Source organism: Mesorhizobium erdmanii USDA 3471 (assembly GCF_000472705.1).
In the GTDB taxonomy this organism is placed as follows: Bacteria; Pseudomonadota; Alphaproteobacteria; order Rhizobiales; family Rhizobiaceae; genus Mesorhizobium; species Mesorhizobium erdmanii.
The window spans coordinates 167,851-182,023 of record NZ_AXAE01000013.1 but is presented as its reverse complement, the minus strand read 5'-3'; the positions used below and the strand labels follow the sequence as shown (position 1 = coordinate 182,023).

The window sequence follows — 14,173 nt, the reverse complement described above, 5'->3', positions numbered from 1 at the left end:
AAGATCATGCTCGAACAAGAAGTAGAGCTCCAATCCGGCTCCATCGAATTGGAGCGGACCTAGCCTTGGGCGCTTTGCGGCTGTAATCCATGGCGATGATCAATGTTTTGCGTTCGCCCGATTTTCAGCAGAGCCAGCGGCTGCGCCTCAACACGCTGATCCGGCTGCGCTGGCTGGCCATCGTCGGCCAAAGCGTGACGGTGCTTGTCGTCGCCTATGGGCTCAAATTCCCGCTGCCGGTCAGCCTGTGCTTCGCGCTGATCGCCTGTTCGGCCTGGATGAACCTGTTCCTGGCCTTCCGTTTTCCGGCCGCGCACCGGCTCACCCCGTTCGCCGCCTTCGGCATACTGATCTTCGACAGCCTGCAGCTCGCCGGTCTGCTCTACATGACCGGCGGCTTGACCAATCCGTTCTCGCTGCTGATGACCGTGCCCGTCGTCATCTCGGCGACATCGCTGCCCCTGCGCCTTACCGCCGTTCTCGGCGGGCTGGTGATGATTGCCGCGACCTTGCTGGTATTCGTCCATCTGCCGTTGCCCTGGTATGAAGGCGCGCCGCTCGCCATGCCGTTCATCTATGTCGCCGGCATGTGGATGGCGGTGCTGTCATCGATCGCCTTCACCGCCATGTACGCCTTCCGGGTGGCCGCCGAAGCGCGGCTTCTGGCCAATGCGCTTGCCGCCACCGAACTGGTGCTGCAGCGCGAACAGCATCTTTCGGCGCTCGACGGCCTAGCGGCTGCGGCGGCGCATGAGCTCGGCACGCCGCTCGCCACCATCACGCTCGTCGCCAAGGAGATGGAGAAGGCGCTCGGCAGCGACCCGAAATACGGCGATGACGTGAAGCTGCTGCGGTCGCAAAGCGAACGCTGCCGCGAAATTCTAAAACGCCTTACGAGCCTGTCGTCCGAGGGCGAGGCGCATCTTTCCCGCCTGCCGCTGACCTCGCTGGTCGAGGAAGTCACCGCGCCCCATCGCGACTTCGGTATCTCGATCAAGCTGCGTCCGGGCGAGCGCAGCGGCCCCGAGCCAGTCGGGCGCCGCAATCCGGGCGTCATCTACGGCCTTGGCAATCTGGTCGAGAACGCCGTCGATTTCGCCCGCAAGAGCGTCACCGTGCGCTGGAGCTGGGACGAGGACGCCGTGACCTTCTCGATCATTGACGACGGCCCCGGCTTCCCGCCCGAGATCATCGACCGCATCGGCGAGCCCTATATGTCGACGCGCCAGGGGACCGAGGCAGGCGGTGGCCTGGGGCTCGGCCTGTTCATTGCCAAGACGCTGCTCGAACGCTCCGGCGCCACGCTCGATTTCCGCAATTCGAGCGGCCTGGGCGAGGGGGCCGTGGTGCAGATTTCGTGGCCGAGAACGGTCTTCCTGAACCCCGAAACGGCCCCGGCCACCATGTTTGACACTGCGTAAATTGGACAATAGCGGCGCAAAACTATATCTGCGTAAAATTAAGGCAGCAGGAATTTTCAAGACGATGACAGGCGACGACAATATTGGCGCAATGGTTGAAGGCGAGGATACCTCGCTTCTGATCGTCGATGACGACAAGCCGTTCCTCACCCGTCTGGCCCGCGCCATGGAAACCAGGGGTTTCGTGGTCGAAACCGCCGAGAGCGTCGAGGAGGCTGTGGGCAAGGCGCGCGCCAAGCCGCCGGCCTATGCCGTGGTCGACATGCGGCTCGGCGATGGCAACGGCCTCGACGTCGTCGCCGCCATCCGCGAGAAGCGCGAGGATTCCCGCACCATCATCCTGACCGGCTACGGCAACATCGCCACTGCGGTGACGGCCGTGAAGCTCGGCGCCGTCGATTACCTGTCGAAGCCCGCCGACGCCGACGATATCTTCGCCGCGCTTACCCGTACCTCGGGCGAGCGCGCCGCGCCCCCGGAAAACCCGATGTCGGCCGACCGTGTGCGCTGGGAGCATATTCAGCGCGTCTACGAAATGTGCGAGCGCAACGTCTCCGAGACCGCGCGCCGGCTCAACATGCACCGCCGCACGCTGCAGCGCATACTGGCCAAGCGCGCGCCGCGTTAGATCGCTGGGCAGGCAGAGCAAGGGTAGCTCGCCGATTTCGAATTCGCGGTGGAGGCCATCGATCGCCGAAGTCAGCGCCGCCCCTCATTGCCCTGCCGGCAGGCAGGTGAGGGGCAGCGCAAACGCCTGTAAAAGGGCAATGCGGCAAAGTCGAAACGAGCTGCTTAAGGAGGCTACATGCAGGAGAGCAAACAGCGGCCGGTTTCCGTCTTCCGCGAATTTCTCGATGGCGAGGCGGCCGGCGGCATCATCCTGATGGTCGCGGCAGCCCTTGCGCTGATCGTCGCCAACTCTCCCCTGGCTGAGACCTATTTTTCCGTTCTCCACGCCTATCTCGGCCCGCTCAGCGTCTCGCATTGGGTCAATGACGGGCTGATGGCGGTGTTCTTCCTGCTCGTCGGGCTGGAGATCAAGCGCGAGATGCTGGACGGCCAGCTTTCGACCTGGCCGCGCCGGGTCCTGCCAGGCATCGCGGCGGCCGGCGGCATGCTGGTTCCGGCGCTGGTCTATGTCTTGATTAACCGCAACAATGGACCGGCGCTGTCCGGTTGGGCGATCCCGACCGCCACCGACATCGCCTTCGCGCTCGGCGTGCTGTCGCTGCTCGGTAGCCGCGTGCCGGCGTCGTTGAAGGTCTTCCTGACCGCGCTTGCCATCATCGATGACCTCGGCGCCGTCATCATCATCGCCATCTTCTATACGAGCGGCCTGTCGCTGGCCTATCTCGGCGCCGCTTTCGCCGTCATTGCCGTGCTTGTCGTACTCAACCGCATGCGGGTGATGACGCTGGTACCCTATCTCGTGCTTGGCGCCATCCTGTGGGTGCTGGTTCTCAAGTCGGGCGTCCATGCGACACTTGCCGGCGTCGCCCTGGCGCTGACCATTCCGCTCGAGCGCGCCGCCGGGATCGGCCATGATCTCGACCATTCGCCGCTGCACCGGCTCGAGCACGGCCTGCAGAGGATCGTGCCGTTTTTCGTCATTCCGATCTTCGGCTTTGCCAATGCCGGCGTTTCGCTCGCAGGCCTCAGTTTTGGCGCGCTGATCGAGCCGCTGACACTGGGCGTCGCCGCCGGCCTCGTCGTCGGCAAGCTGGTCGGCGTGCTTGGCTCCTCGGCACTTGCCATCAGGCTTGGCCTGGCCGACCTGCCCGCCCATGCCGGCTGGTCGCACATGGTCGGCATCTCGCTGCTTTGCGGCATCGGCTTCACCATGAGCCTGTTCATCGGCCTGCTCGCCTTTGCCGGCGATGTCGCCCTGCAGGACGCGGTCAAGGTCGGCATCCTCGCCGGCTCCTTCATCGCCGCCATCCTTGGCGCCGCGGTGCTGTTGATGGCACCGGCCGCGGGTGGAGCGGAGGAGACGGAGTAGGGCGCGGAGCGCGCTACTCGCTCTCCCCCTCCAGCGCCGGCACCGAGACGCCGGCGAGTTCCGCCGCCAGCAGCCGCGAAGCACCGGCGCGTGCGATCCGCAGCATTAGCGCCTTGCGCGTTGCCGCCGCCATGCGGTGTTCCGGCGCCTCGCGCAGGATCTCGGCGCCGTAGCCGTCCGAGAGGATGAAGCCGCACTCTTCCGGGAAGATTTCCGCCGGCACGCCGGGATGGGTGGCGAAGAAGAAGCGGTCGCAATGCAGCCGATAGTCGGGCCATTTGCGGTCGACGCGAAAATCCTCGATCGAGGATTTGATCTCGATGATCCAGATGTCGCCTTGCCGGGTCAGCGCCACGAGGTCGGCGCGGCGGCCGGTGGCCAGCGACAGTTCAGGCAGCACATGCGCGCCCATTTCCATGAGCAGCCGCTGCACGCCGCGCCGCACCAGCATGGCGCGTTCGGACTGGCGACCGTCAATGAGGGGATTGATCGCGATAGGGGAGATGATCGGCATGGCAGCCACCATGCCAGATTCTGTTCACGGTTTGAACCCTTTTGCGGGGGGCGATTCTATGGTTGACAAACCCAAAAGGAAATAGGAATATATTCAGGACAGGCCGGTACCTCTCAGGGTAACTGAGCAGCGATGGATCTAGGTTTTATTGAAAGACGCTAGCGCGATTCGGATGGCGGCGACTGCCAAGTTTAGGGCTAAAAAGAGGGCTAAGAGAATTGCGACCTGCCAATACCAGGCATAGGGGGCATGTATAGCGACAAACCCAGCTACGCTACCTATCGCCGTCTCAATCAACCATTTCATCCATTCTACCTTCCGTTCTCCGAGGATGCGGTCTTTGCCGGTCGGAGTCTAGACGGCGCTACCCAGCCGTAGGGGAATGGCTACAAGTCCTGTAGCGCGCACTTTTCCAGTGAGATCAATCCGGCGCCCGATTGCACCCGGTCCCCGTCCTCGTTAATAGACGAGAGTCTGGTGGAGGGGTTGATGGACCAAGAAAACGAAAAATTCGTGCGCCTCCTTGAGGAGGATAATACATGGTCGGCATTCGAGGCCGACTGGCGGGCGCAATGCGAGAAACTAGAAGAGGATTTTGACAGCTACGCGGAAGCGACTTTTTCTGTAATTCGGGATCTCATCGAAACCGAAAAAAAGAAAGCTGGTGTATTCGCGCTTCAGATGAATGGCGTCTACGTGGCTATGGTCCAGGTCAATAAAGCTGGCCTGCCAAAATATGACAGCCCCGTGCTGCGGGTGCGCTTCATGACCCTTTCGCCAGATTTTGACCTAACTGACAAGTCAATGAGCGAGTACGGAGACGTTCTGGTTTCGCTACTGGCGCAAGTGCTCAGCTTGGCATATCTAGATCCCGAGCTTTCGTGCATGCACGTGAAATTTCATCTCCGGAGTCAAACGGATCAGCAATTTTTCGCCATGCTCGGAAGGGGCCTTCAGGACCGCGACGTTTTTGAGTCTATTAAAACTCGTGGAGCATGGTTATATATAACGCGAAAGTAACGGAACCCTAACGGGTTGCGGAGCATTTTGGGGAGGAACGAGTCTGTGGAAAGGTCGATGACCATGAATACGGAAATCAGGAAAGCGCTTCACGAGGCGGTAACGCAGACGATCAAGGAGATCGGTTTGGAGCAATTCAAGAAGACTTCCTTTTTCATGAGCAACACCCGCATCGTGGAAGAGGTCAAGCTCGCCGCCTAGTTCGGCTTTAGAGACCGTCCAAACGACAAGCCCCGGAAAATCCGGGGCTTTTTGTTTTCTAGCGGTCGAGACGCTTCCGCCGCACCAGTTCCTTTATCTGCTCATTGGTCAGCTTCGGCGCATGGGCGATCTTCTGCACGACAGCCTCAAAGGCGGCATCGGACTGATCGGTTTTCAGTTCACGGGCCGCTTCGCGGAATTTGTCGATCTGCGGCTTATCCGCTGGTTTGGACATAGGAATATAGACTCCGATTCCGACGTATGATAAACGAAACGCACGAAAGCGCAGATGCTTTGGACGCACCTACGCTCTCGCTCTTACCCCTTGTGGAAGGGGGCAGGGTGAACCGCCATCAGGCGGCTACCGGTATTCTCCGGGTCATGAACCACATGACGCACTCTCCTTTCTCACGTTAGGGTTCTGTGTCGCGCTTTGCTGGCCAGCGCGCCGCGACACACTCGATACTTTAAGCAGCGGTCTCCTCATTGGAGCCGCTGTTTTCGTTTCCGCCAGAAGGCGGCTGATCCTTCACCGCGCTTCGCGCGGCTTCATATTCATCCAATTCGGCTTGCTTCGCCTCTTTGTGAATGGCGGAAGCGGCTACCCACCTGCCATTCTCGTTCTTTTCGATGGCGTGTTCTTTGTGCAGCGTCCACAGAGTTCCGCGCACCGAATTGTACTTAAATTTTGTGGCCCTCGCGATGTCCTTGGTAGATATGCCGTGATTGGCCTTTGCCACCACGGCAAGAATGGCGGGTTTAACAGTTCCGGGCGTTGCGCGTTCCGCGTCCCTTGTCTCTGCATTATCGTCCGAATTGCTAAACAAACTATTAATTTCCGTAGATGCCGATGGGGCAACGGGCAAATCCTCATCGAAAAATGACGCTAGCCGAGACTTGAAGCCCTGCGCCGCTTCGCGCTCTCCCGCCTTCTTGCCAGCTTCAAACCCGATCTTAAATGCCTCTTCTATCGCGGCATTGATCGAAGTTTGGGTTAGCAGCATCAGTTCTTTGATGTCAGTCATGGCCGTCGCTCTCTGATTCTGACGCTTGGTATAGCATCCAATGCAGCCGGAGTCTATCGCCTGATGATAGACACCGGTTATTCACGTTATGTTCAAAATGACATTCCGGTGCAACGTATGCCGCAACGGTGCCGCGCTATCGGCGGCGAGCATGCCGCCAAAGCGGCAACTCTAACTGCACAGGCTTGCGGAAATGCGTTCGCTTATCGTCAAGCAGGTCTGCGATAGGTGAGGCGCTTACCAGCGGCACCCTTCAACGCGATGAAAGCGCGGGTGCCGTCATCGACGCCAAGGGCGATGCGGTTCGAATAACGAAAGTCGAACTCTGCCAGATAGCGGTGCAGATGGTGTTCCGCGCAATGCTGGTAAACGCCCTTCATGCCGCGCTTGAAGATGCTGTAGAAGCCTTCGACGGTATTGGTGTGGACGGTCTTTGCGCCTTCGTAGCGGACATACTCGTCCTTGGAGTGCGTGACGACATCGTGCGAGGCGAATTCCTGGCCCACGCGGCGATACATGCCAGCCTCGTCCGTCATCAATGCGCTTTCCTTGGCGATGTTGGCGCGAACAATTGGCATCACGGTGCCAATGCGAGCGGTATCGACGTGGAAGGAACGGGCGCGGCCCCCACGCTCTACCAGCGTGACGACAGTGTTCTTGTGCGCGCCGCCGCCAGACTTAACCGGGGTACCCTTGAGGCGACCGATATACGTCTCGTCAACCTCGACGGTCTTGCCGTTGCCGCCCATCGGGGACAGATCGCCAGACGCCATTGCAAGGCGAATGCGGTGGCACAGGAACCAAGCGGCCTCGTAGGTGCATTCGAGTATGCGGTGCATCTGGTGAGCGCTGATACCCTTCTTGGAGGCGCACATGAGGTGGATAGCCTGTAGCCACTTGGTCAGGGGCAAATGGCTTTCCTCGAAAATGGATCCCATGCGGACCGTGAACTGCGAGCGGCAAGCGCTGCACTTGTACAGGCCGTGACGCTCGACACCGTGGGGGTTCTTCTTAGAGGGCTTGGTGCGAACGCCCTTCAGGGAATAGTGGCGATCGACAGAGCCGCACTTCGGGCAAACAGGACCGTTGGGCCACAGTATGGATTCGACATGCTCGAAAGCCTTGGCTTCGTCATGGAATTCGGGGCGGGACAGAACGGACATAGCGATAACTCCTTGGAATCGTTATCGCTCATTGGTTTGGGTTTGTCAACCAGATAATCACCTTGCGGGGTGACGCGCATCCCATAGGAAACCAGCAAGGACGAAACCGAGTTCAGCCCAGTGAAGCACCTCGGGAGCAGTGCTGCCAATAGCGCGGATCAGCGCGACTGTCCCTGACTAACTCTTTGTTTTTCGAGGAACCGCTTGGCGTGTTCCCCCCACTCCGCAGCCGTCGTTTTGTGCTCTTGAACGTAGGTTTCAAAAGCCTTGCGCAGAGCGTCAAGGTCCAAAGCCCAAAGCCGCTCGCCTTTGTCGTCGTTCAACATGACCTTACCCAAGCCCCTTGAACCGACGGTATGCTCCCCAGATCAAGTCTTCAAGAACCGGTCCTGACTTCTTTTGGGTGTATCGCGACCGTCAAATAGGATTACTTTGCGACAGAGGACCGAATGGAGGCCGCGGGGAGTTTACTGGTAGAAATGAAGTTGAGTTCGGAAAAGGACGGTACCTGTGCGGCCTCTGCAGCCAAATAGCTCATGGGCTGGGGACTTCAGTCTTAATTGAGCTATTGCTAATATTGTTATAGCTTAGGCAGTGCGGAGACGATCCCACAAGCCTGACCCGCAACGACCCGGCACGACCCCACGTCCCCCAGACTGCGAGCGTGCCGGGCCGTTCCTACGGGACGCCGCCCCGGCGCGATCGCTCGTGCAACGATGGGTCTCTCAAACAGACAATCGCCCTGCGCCGGGCGATTACACGTTTGGCAAACCTCGGCCTGGCTTGGGGAGTCTTCCGTGATCGCGCAATATCCGGCCGGGTGCAGTCTGGTATTGATCTTTGCCAAACGGCTCTATGTCGTGCCGGTTAACTTCCGTTCTTCACTAGAGAACGGCAGGACTAAAGTCTTGCGCGCTAATGCCCAAAGGTCTGAGGGGACCGTTTAAGTTCCGCTAATGTCCATTGAACGTTCCGTTACTTTAGACAAGCAGAATATAACAGAAGACGTTGGGGACCATAGCCGCGAAATGGCCGGCGCAGTTTGGCTTTGGGTTCTAGGGGGGCGCCGGCCATTGCGGGTGTGGGCTATTGGGTGTGTCGGTCCCCGCACGCTCAACGTATATGTATATTAGCACTCGCGCAAATAAGACTGAAGTCCCTTGTTCCGCCGGACCTGACCGGACCTCCTCATCGCTCTGACTTCCCCCGGACTAGCCTACCCTTGCTATGGCCTCGCTGAAACGGCCCTGTCGCCAGGCGACCCCGCCATGTCATCCAGGATCGGGCAGTCCGGCCTGTTGTCGCCATGACAGGCATGGATGAGCTTCTGCAGGGTCGAGCGCATGGATTGCAGCTCGCGCACCTTTTCCTCGATCGCCGTGACATGGGCGGCGGCGATCTCACGCACGTCGGCGCTGGCACGGCCGCGATCCTGGTAGAGCGCCATCAACTGGCGGCAATCGTCGATGGAAAAGCCGAGGTTGCGCGCACGGCGCAGGAAGGCCAGCCGGTGGATGTCGTCGCCGGAATAGTCGCGGTAGCCGTTGGTGGCGCGCGCCGGCGCGATCAGGCCGATCTCCTCATAGTAACGGATGGTCTTGGCCGGCAGGCCTGATCTTTGGGCTGCATCGCCGACATTCATGACTGATCCTCGATTCCACGTAACCGTTTGATGTCGCCCCCATTGAATTTACTTCACAATCCGGTGAGGGCTGTTGCCGAAATGCCATACTGATACGCTTACCAGCGGGTAAGGCCACGCATATAGGCATCGTGCGCTTGGCAAGCAAAGCAAATGCCAGCATGAATGATGGCGAGAAAGCGGCCGACTCGTGCCGCGCAGTTTAGCAGGGCACGGATCACCTCATGCGGATGAAGTCGCTTGCAATAATGGCCGCATTGGCGTTCTCCACCGCACTCGCCGGTTGCAGCACCATTGGCGGGCAGATCTTCTCCAACGACTATGGCGCGGTGACCGATGCTGGTTACCAGCTGCCGCGCATACCGATCGAAAAAGTGCCGAGGCAGTTCCACCGGCAGGAAGTGAACTACGACACCAAGGAAAAGCCGGGCACCATCATCGTCGATACGCAGAACAAGTTCCTCTACTTCGTCGAGGGCGACGGTCGCGCCATTCGCTACGGCATCGGCGTCGGTCGCGAAGGCTTCGAATGGCACGGAACCGCCCATATTGCGTTGAAGCGCGAATGGCCGACCTGGACGCCGCCGCGTGAAATGATCAAGCGCCAGCCGGAACTTACCAAGTTCGCGAATGGCATGGAGCCGGGCCTGAAGAACCCGCTTGGCGCGCGCGCCATGTATCTCTTCAACAAGGGCGGTGACATGGGTTACCGCCTGCACGGCAGCCCGGAATGGAATTCGATCGGCAAGGCGATGTCATCCGGCTGTATCCGGCTGATGAACCAGGACATCATCGATCTCTACGACCGCGCCTCGGTCGGCGCCAAGGTCATCGTGATGTAAGGACCACGATCCCTCGGGGATCATGGTCAAACGTGAAGACAAGTTTCGTACGCGGACCGTCTAGGCAACAACGGACGTCCCAAACAGAAAACCGGGCAATTCGGCCCGGTTTTTTGTTTTTTGGATGATGTCGGTACGGAGCGGTCAGGAAACCTGTTCGACCTGCTGCACTTCAGGCACGAAATGGCGAAGCAGGTTCTGGATGCCGTGCTTCAGTGTTGCCGTCGATGACGGGCAACCGGCGCAGGCGCCTTTCATGTGCAGGAACACCGTGCCGTTTTCGAATCCACGGAAGGTGATGTCGCCGCCATCCTGGGCCACCGCCGGGCGCACGCGAGTATCGAGCAGTTCCTTGATGGTGACGACGAGTTCCTCGTCCGCCTTGTCGTAGAATTCGCCGGTCTGGCTGGTCTCGGCGGCCGGGCCGGCCTTGGCCATGACAGGCGCGCCGGACATGAAATGCTCCATGATGGCGCCGAGGATCGCCGGCTTCAGGTGCTGCCAGTCGGGGCCGTCCTTGGTCACGGTGATGAAGTCGTAACCGAAGAAGACACCGGTGACGCCGGGAATTTCGAACAGCCGGCCGGCCAGCGGCGAAGCCGTTGCCGCGCTATCGGCATCGCGGAAATCGGCCGTGCCTTCGACAAGCACTTCCTTGCCAGGCAGGAATTTCAGCGTCGCCGGATTGGGCGTCGATTCGGTCTGGATGAACATGGCCGTCTCCGTGCCCGTTTCGGGCAGATAGTTTGGAATAGTTCTAAATAGGCTCTATCGGCTGGACATTCAAGCGAAAGGCATCGCCCGATCGGCTGGCTGGCGGAATGTTTTTGCTGGCTGGGGAACAGAATCCCGGGCGGGCTTCAGGCGAGGCTGTCGATCTCGTCGTCCGACAGATTCTGTGGCACCACGGTCACCGGAATGGGGAAGGCCGCGCCCTTGCCGGCCACGGCGCCGACCAGCGGTCCCGGCCCTTCCTTGCCGGCGCCGGCCGCCAGAACCAGGATGGCGATATCCTGGTCTTCCTCGATCAGCTTGTGGATCTCTTCCGTCGGCTTGCCTTCGCGCACCACCATCTCGGGCTCGATACCGAGCTTCTGGCGCACCTTGTTGGCATAGCCGTCCAGGGCCGCGCGCGCCGTGGCGTTGGCCTCCTCGCGCATGATCTTCTCGACGCCGAGCCAGTGCTGGAAATCGTCCGGCACGATGACATAGAGCAGCACCAGCGTGCCGCTGGTGCTCTGCGCCCGCTTCGAGGCGTAGGCGACGGCGCGCTCGCACTCGGGCGTATCGTCGATGATCGTCAGGAATTTCCTGCGATGACCGGCTTCGCGGCTGAGGCGTTTGGAGACCATGTCTATCTACTCGATGTCTATTCGGCGGCAATCTGCCACTACGGCAGACCGGCGGCAAGCCGCCGGTCTTTGAGCCGGTATGTCCCTTGGCCAGTATGCCCAGTGTTGGCGCGGTGGGCGGGTGCCGCGGTCAGCCCTGCAACAGGCCGATAATGTCGCGCACCGTCTTCATTGTCGTTTCGGCGAGCACGCCGGCGCGTTCGCCGCCGTCCTTGAGCACCGCGTCGACATAGGCGCGGTCGCCTTCGATGCGGCGCATCTCACCGGCGATCGGCGCCAGCTTCTCCACCGCAAGGTCGGCTAGCGCCGGCTTGAACACCGAAAACTGCTGGCCGCCGAATTCCTTCAGCACGTCCACCTTCGAGATTTCGGCGAGGCCGGCATAGATGCCGACCAGGTTTTCCGCCTCGGGCCGGCTTTCCAGTCCGTCGAGCTCGCTCGGCAAGGCCTCCGGATCGGTCTTGGCCTTGCGGATCTTCTTCGAGATGGTGTCGGCATCGTCGGTGAGATTGATGCGCGACAGGTCCGACGGGTCCGATTTCGACATCTTCTTCGACCCGTCGCGCAGGCTCATGATGCGAGCCGCCGGGCCGCCGATGACCGGTTCGGTGATCGGAAAGAAGCCGTTCACCGTCTCCTCGCCGACCTGCATTTCGACGCCGACGCCAAGCCTGGCGATGCGGTCCGAAAAATCATTGTTGAATTTCTGCGCGATGTCGCGGGTCAGCTCCAGATGCTGCTTCTGGTCCTCGCCCACCGGCACATGGGTGGCGCGGTAGAGCAGGATGTCGGCAGCCATCAGCGAGGGATAGGCGAGCAGGCCCAGCGAAGCGTTTTCGCGGTCCTTGCCGGCCTTGTCCTTGAACTGCGTCATCTTGTTCATCCAGCCGATGCGCGCCACGCAATTGAAGATCCAGGCAAGCTCGGCGTGCTGCATCACCCGCGATTGGTTGAAGACGATGTGCTTCTTCGGGTCGATGCCGGAAGCGAGGAACGCCGCGGTGATCGAACGTGTCTGGTCGGCAAGGTCGTCATAGACGAGCTGCGCGGTCAGCGAATGCAGGTCGACGACGCAATAGATGCAGTCGGAGGTGTCCTGCAGGGCGACGAATTTCTTGATGGCGCCGAGATAGTTGCCGAGATGCAGATTGCCGGTCGGCTGGACGCCGGAGAAGACGAGTGGCTTGAAGGCGGTCATGATGTCCTCATGGCTGGTGGAGGGCCGTATAAACGTGATTCCGAAGAGTTGCAGACTTTCCGGAGCCAATCACGCGGCTGGAAACCGCGCGCGGCGAAGTCTTTCGACGCGCGCTTATGGACGAAGGAGGCTGAGGGATCAAGACCGGCGAAGTCCGCTCGTTAGGCGATTTATTCGTCGAGTTCTGATTTTACCACGGGTGAAGCGGCGTTCGCCCCCTTGCGCCCGACATTGCGCCGGATCATGCCGAAATCGGCGCCTCCGGTCGCAAACGCGGTGACGAAATAGAGCAGCGCTCCGCCGACCACCAGCGCCAGTACCGTCGTCGCCTTGACGACCAGCGGCGAGCCGGGGCCGATCCTGGCGGCCAGCCAGTGTTCGGCGAAGTAGAGTGCGACGCCCATAACCGCCGCCGACAGCACCAGCCGGGGAATGCGCTTCAGCAGCGGCACGTCGCGGCCCCAATGGCCGCGCCGGATGAGCACGGCAAGCAGCATCAGCGCGTTGACCCAGCCGGCCACGGCCGAGGCGACCGCAATGCCGGGAGCACCCATCCTGGGAAACAGGGTCAGCGCGGTGGCGACGTTTACCGCCACCGAGATGGCGGCGAAGGTCATTGGAGTGCGTGTATCCTCGCGGGCGAAATAACCCGGGGTAAAGGCCTTGATCAGAACGAAGGCCGGCAAGCCCAGGCCGAAGATCGCCAGGATCGCCGCTACGGTCGGGGTCGAATGATTGGCGGCAAACGCGCCGCGCTCATAGACCAGCCGCACGATCGGCTCCGCCATCACCCAGAGCGCCGCCGCCGCCGGCAAAGTCATGAACAAGGTGAACTCGACCGAGCGGTTCTGCAGATTGGCGGCCTCGATGAGATTGCCCGATTTCAGCGCCCGCGACAGTTCGGGCAGCAGCACGATCGCGACCGCCACGCCGACGACCCCGAGCGGCAGCTGATAGACGCGGTCGGCATAGGCGAGCGAGGACACGGCACTGTCCTGCGCCGACGCGATCGCGGTACCGATCAGCTGGTTGATCTGGGTGATGCCGCCGGTGATCGCCGCGGGCAGCGCCAGGATCAGCAGCCGCTTCACGTTCGGCGTCATCCTCGGCCGGCGAAAGCCGATCGCGATGCCGGCGTTGCGCACCGCCACCCAGACGATGGCGAGTTGCACGAGGCCTGCCGCCAGCACGCCCCAGGACAGGCTGAAGCCGACAGCATGGGCATCCAGCCCATGATACCAGGCGTAGCCGAGCACGCTGATCAGGATGATGTTCAGGAAAGCCGGGGCGATCGCCGCCGCGAAATAGCGGCGCAGCGAATTCAGCATGCCGGCCATCATGGCGGCAAGCGACATGCAGATGAGATAGGGAAACATGATCGTCGCCAGTGCGACGGTCGTCTCGAATTTGCCCGGCGTGTCGGCAAAGCCCGGCGCCACCAGGTAGCGCACGATGAGCGGCATCGCCAGTTCCATGGCGATGGTCAGCGCCAGCAGCGCCGTGAACAGCACGCCGAACACTTCTTCGGAAAAGCGCTTGGCGCCGTCGGTGCCATGCGTCTCGATCTCCTTGGCAAACAGCGGCACGAAGGCGGCGTTGAACGCGCCTTCGGCGAACAGCCGGCGAAAGGTGTTAGGGAACTGGAAGGCGGCGTTGAAGGCGTCGGCCACCGGTCCGGTGCCGAGCGCTGCCGCCATCAGCATCTCGCGGCCAAAACCGAGCGCGCGGCTCATCAGCGTGCCGGAAGCGACAGTGGCGAATTTTTTGACGAGGCTCATGCGTTTGGGGACTGCCTG

At 61.0% G+C, this 14,173-nt stretch carries 16 protein-coding genes; 6 read left to right on the top strand and 10 right to left on the bottom strand.

Going from position 1 to position 14,173, the window contains the following annotated elements; genetic code table 11:
* Positions 1-89: 89 nt before the first annotated feature.
* The 3 genes from A3AU_RS0109905 (at position 90) to nhaA (ending at position 3,420) form a co-directional block, all read left to right on the top strand.
* Positions 90-1,421 (top strand): ActS/PrrB/RegB family redox-sensitive histidine kinase, encoded by a 1,332-nt coding sequence (locus A3AU_RS0109905; protein ID WP_032917113.1) that lies wholly within the window; start codon positions 90-92, stop codon positions 1,419-1,421.
* A 64-nt stretch (positions 1,422-1,485) separates the two neighbouring features.
* Positions 1,486-2,049: an ActR/PrrA/RegA family redox response regulator transcription factor gene (locus A3AU_RS0109900; protein WP_027052667.1), complete on the top strand. Its 564-nt coding sequence runs from the start codon at positions 1,486-1,488 to the stop codon at positions 2,047-2,049.
* A 177-nt stretch (positions 2,050-2,226) separates the two neighbouring features.
* Complete coding sequence (nhaA, locus tag A3AU_RS0109895; protein WP_027052666.1) at positions 2,227-3,420, top strand: Na+/H+ antiporter NhaA; 1,194 nt, start codon at positions 2,227-2,229, stop codon at positions 3,418-3,420.
* 13 nt (positions 3,421-3,433) lie between these two features.
* Here nhaA and A3AU_RS0109890 read toward each other — a convergent pair whose 3' ends face one another.
* A complete protein-coding gene (locus A3AU_RS0109890; protein ID WP_161633501.1) occupies positions 3,434-3,934 on the bottom strand; it encodes an MmcB family DNA repair protein in 501 nt (166 codons plus the stop codon).
* A gap of 489 nt (positions 3,935-4,423) precedes the next feature.
* Between A3AU_RS0109890 and A3AU_RS0109880 the strand changes: the two genes are divergently transcribed.
* Together A3AU_RS0109880 and A3AU_RS1000000138880 are read left to right on the top strand one after the other, a co-directional pair.
* Complete coding sequence (locus A3AU_RS0109880; RefSeq protein WP_027052664.1) at positions 4,424-4,954, top strand: hypothetical protein; 531 nt, start codon at positions 4,424-4,426, stop codon at positions 4,952-4,954.
* 57 nt (positions 4,955-5,011) lie between these two features.
* Positions 5,012-5,155: a hypothetical protein gene (locus tag A3AU_RS1000000138880; RefSeq protein WP_154674560.1), complete on the top strand. Its 144-nt coding sequence runs from the start codon at positions 5,012-5,014 to the stop codon at positions 5,153-5,155.
* A gap of 58 nt (positions 5,156-5,213) precedes the next feature.
* On the opposite strand, the gene A3AU_RS1000000139780 is transcribed toward A3AU_RS1000000138880, so the two are convergent.
* From A3AU_RS1000000139780 to cueR, 5 genes are all read right to left on the bottom strand, one after another.
* Positions 5,214-5,390 (bottom strand): hypothetical protein, encoded by a 177-nt coding sequence (locus A3AU_RS1000000139780; protein WP_167335226.1) that lies wholly within the window; start codon positions 5,388-5,390, stop codon positions 5,214-5,216.
* Positions 5,391-5,622: 232 nt separating this feature from the next.
* Positions 5,623-6,180, bottom strand: coding sequence for a hypothetical protein (locus A3AU_RS0109865; RefSeq protein ID WP_027052663.1), 558 nt, complete (start codon positions 6,178-6,180; stop codon positions 5,623-5,625).
* 209 nt (positions 6,181-6,389) lie between these two features.
* Positions 6,390-7,343 (bottom strand): IS1595 family transposase, encoded by a 954-nt coding sequence (locus A3AU_RS0109860; protein ID WP_027052662.1) that lies wholly within the window; start codon positions 7,341-7,343, stop codon positions 6,390-6,392.
* Between the two features lie 158 nt (positions 7,344-7,501).
* Entirely contained in the window at positions 7,502-7,669 is a 168-nt protein-coding gene (locus A3AU_RS0109855; RefSeq protein WP_154674559.1) for a hypothetical protein, read from the bottom strand.
* Positions 7,670-8,568: 899 nt separating this feature from the next.
* A complete protein-coding gene (gene cueR / locus A3AU_RS0109850) occupies positions 8,569-8,985 on the bottom strand; it encodes a Cu(I)-responsive transcriptional regulator (protein ID WP_027052660.1) in 417 nt (138 codons plus the stop codon).
* A 224-nt stretch (positions 8,986-9,209) separates the two neighbouring features.
* Between cueR and A3AU_RS0109845 the strand changes: the two genes are divergently transcribed.
* Positions 9,210-9,827: a L,D-transpeptidase gene (locus A3AU_RS0109845; RefSeq protein ID WP_027052659.1), complete on the top strand. Its 618-nt coding sequence runs from the start codon at positions 9,210-9,212 to the stop codon at positions 9,825-9,827.
* A 144-nt stretch (positions 9,828-9,971) separates the two neighbouring features.
* Here A3AU_RS0109845 and A3AU_RS0109840 read toward each other — a convergent pair whose 3' ends face one another.
* The 4 genes from A3AU_RS0109840 to murJ all read right to left on the bottom strand — a co-directional run bounded on the left by A3AU_RS0109840 (position 9,972) and on the right by murJ (position 14,155).
* Positions 9,972-10,541: a NifU family protein gene (locus A3AU_RS0109840; protein ID WP_027052658.1), complete on the bottom strand. Its 570-nt coding sequence runs from the start codon at positions 10,539-10,541 to the stop codon at positions 9,972-9,974.
* 146 nt (positions 10,542-10,687) lie between these two features.
* Positions 10,688-11,179: a universal stress protein gene (locus tag A3AU_RS0109835; protein ID WP_027052657.1), complete on the bottom strand. Its 492-nt coding sequence runs from the start codon at positions 11,177-11,179 to the stop codon at positions 10,688-10,690.
* 130 nt (positions 11,180-11,309) lie between these two features.
* A complete protein-coding gene (trpS, locus tag A3AU_RS0109830) occupies positions 11,310-12,377 on the bottom strand; it encodes a tryptophan--tRNA ligase (RefSeq protein ID WP_027052656.1) in 1,068 nt (355 codons plus the stop codon).
* A 170-nt stretch (positions 12,378-12,547) separates the two neighbouring features.
* Positions 12,548-14,155, bottom strand: coding sequence for a murein biosynthesis integral membrane protein MurJ (gene murJ, locus A3AU_RS0109825; protein ID WP_027052655.1), 1,608 nt, complete (start codon positions 14,153-14,155; stop codon positions 12,548-12,550).
* Between the last annotated feature and the right edge of the window lie 18 nt (positions 14,156-14,173).

Bases quoted from the DNA above. Each gene is read 5' to 3' on its own strand.
- A3AU_RS0109905 (WP_032917113.1), top strand. From the start codon at position 90: ATGGCGATGATCAATGTTTTGCGTTCGCCCGATTTTCAGCAGAGCCAG.
- A3AU_RS0109900 (WP_027052667.1), top strand. From the start codon at position 1,486: ATGACAGGCGACGACAATATTGGCGCAATGGTTGAAGGCGAGGATACC.
- nhaA (WP_027052666.1), top strand. From the start codon at position 2,227: ATGCAGGAGAGCAAACAGCGGCCGGTTTCCGTCTTCCGCGAATTTCTC.
- A3AU_RS0109890 (WP_161633501.1), bottom strand. From the start codon at position 3,934: ATGCCGATCATCTCCCCTATCGCGATCAATCCCCTCATTGACGGTCGC.
- A3AU_RS0109880 (WP_027052664.1), top strand. From the start codon at position 4,424: ATGGACCAAGAAAACGAAAAATTCGTGCGCCTCCTTGAGGAGGATAAT.
- A3AU_RS1000000138880 (WP_154674560.1), top strand. From the start codon at position 5,012: ATGACCATGAATACGGAAATCAGGAAAGCGCTTCACGAGGCGGTAACG.
- A3AU_RS1000000139780 (WP_167335226.1), bottom strand. From the start codon at position 5,390: ATGTCCAAACCAGCGGATAAGCCGCAGATCGACAAATTCCGCGAAGCG.
- A3AU_RS0109865 (WP_027052663.1), bottom strand. From the start codon at position 6,180: ATGACTGACATCAAAGAACTGATGCTGCTAACCCAAACTTCGATCAAT.
- A3AU_RS0109860 (WP_027052662.1), bottom strand. From the start codon at position 7,343: ATGTCCGTTCTGTCCCGCCCCGAATTCCATGACGAAGCCAAGGCTTTC.
- A3AU_RS0109855 (WP_154674559.1), bottom strand. From the start codon at position 7,669: ATGTTGAACGACGACAAAGGCGAGCGGCTTTGGGCTTTGGACCTTGAC.
- cueR (WP_027052660.1), bottom strand. From the start codon at position 8,985: ATGAATGTCGGCGATGCAGCCCAAAGATCAGGCCTGCCGGCCAAGACC.
- A3AU_RS0109845 (WP_027052659.1), top strand. From the start codon at position 9,210: ATGCGGATGAAGTCGCTTGCAATAATGGCCGCATTGGCGTTCTCCACC.
- A3AU_RS0109840 (WP_027052658.1), bottom strand. From the start codon at position 10,541: ATGTTCATCCAGACCGAATCGACGCCCAATCCGGCGACGCTGAAATTC.
- A3AU_RS0109835 (WP_027052657.1), bottom strand. From the start codon at position 11,179: ATGGTCTCCAAACGCCTCAGCCGCGAAGCCGGTCATCGCAGGAAATTC.
- trpS (WP_027052656.1), bottom strand. From the start codon at position 12,377: ATGACCGCCTTCAAGCCACTCGTCTTCTCCGGCGTCCAGCCGACCGGC.
- murJ (WP_027052655.1), bottom strand. From the start codon at position 14,155: ATGAGCCTCGTCAAAAAATTCGCCACTGTCGCTTCCGGCACGCTGATG.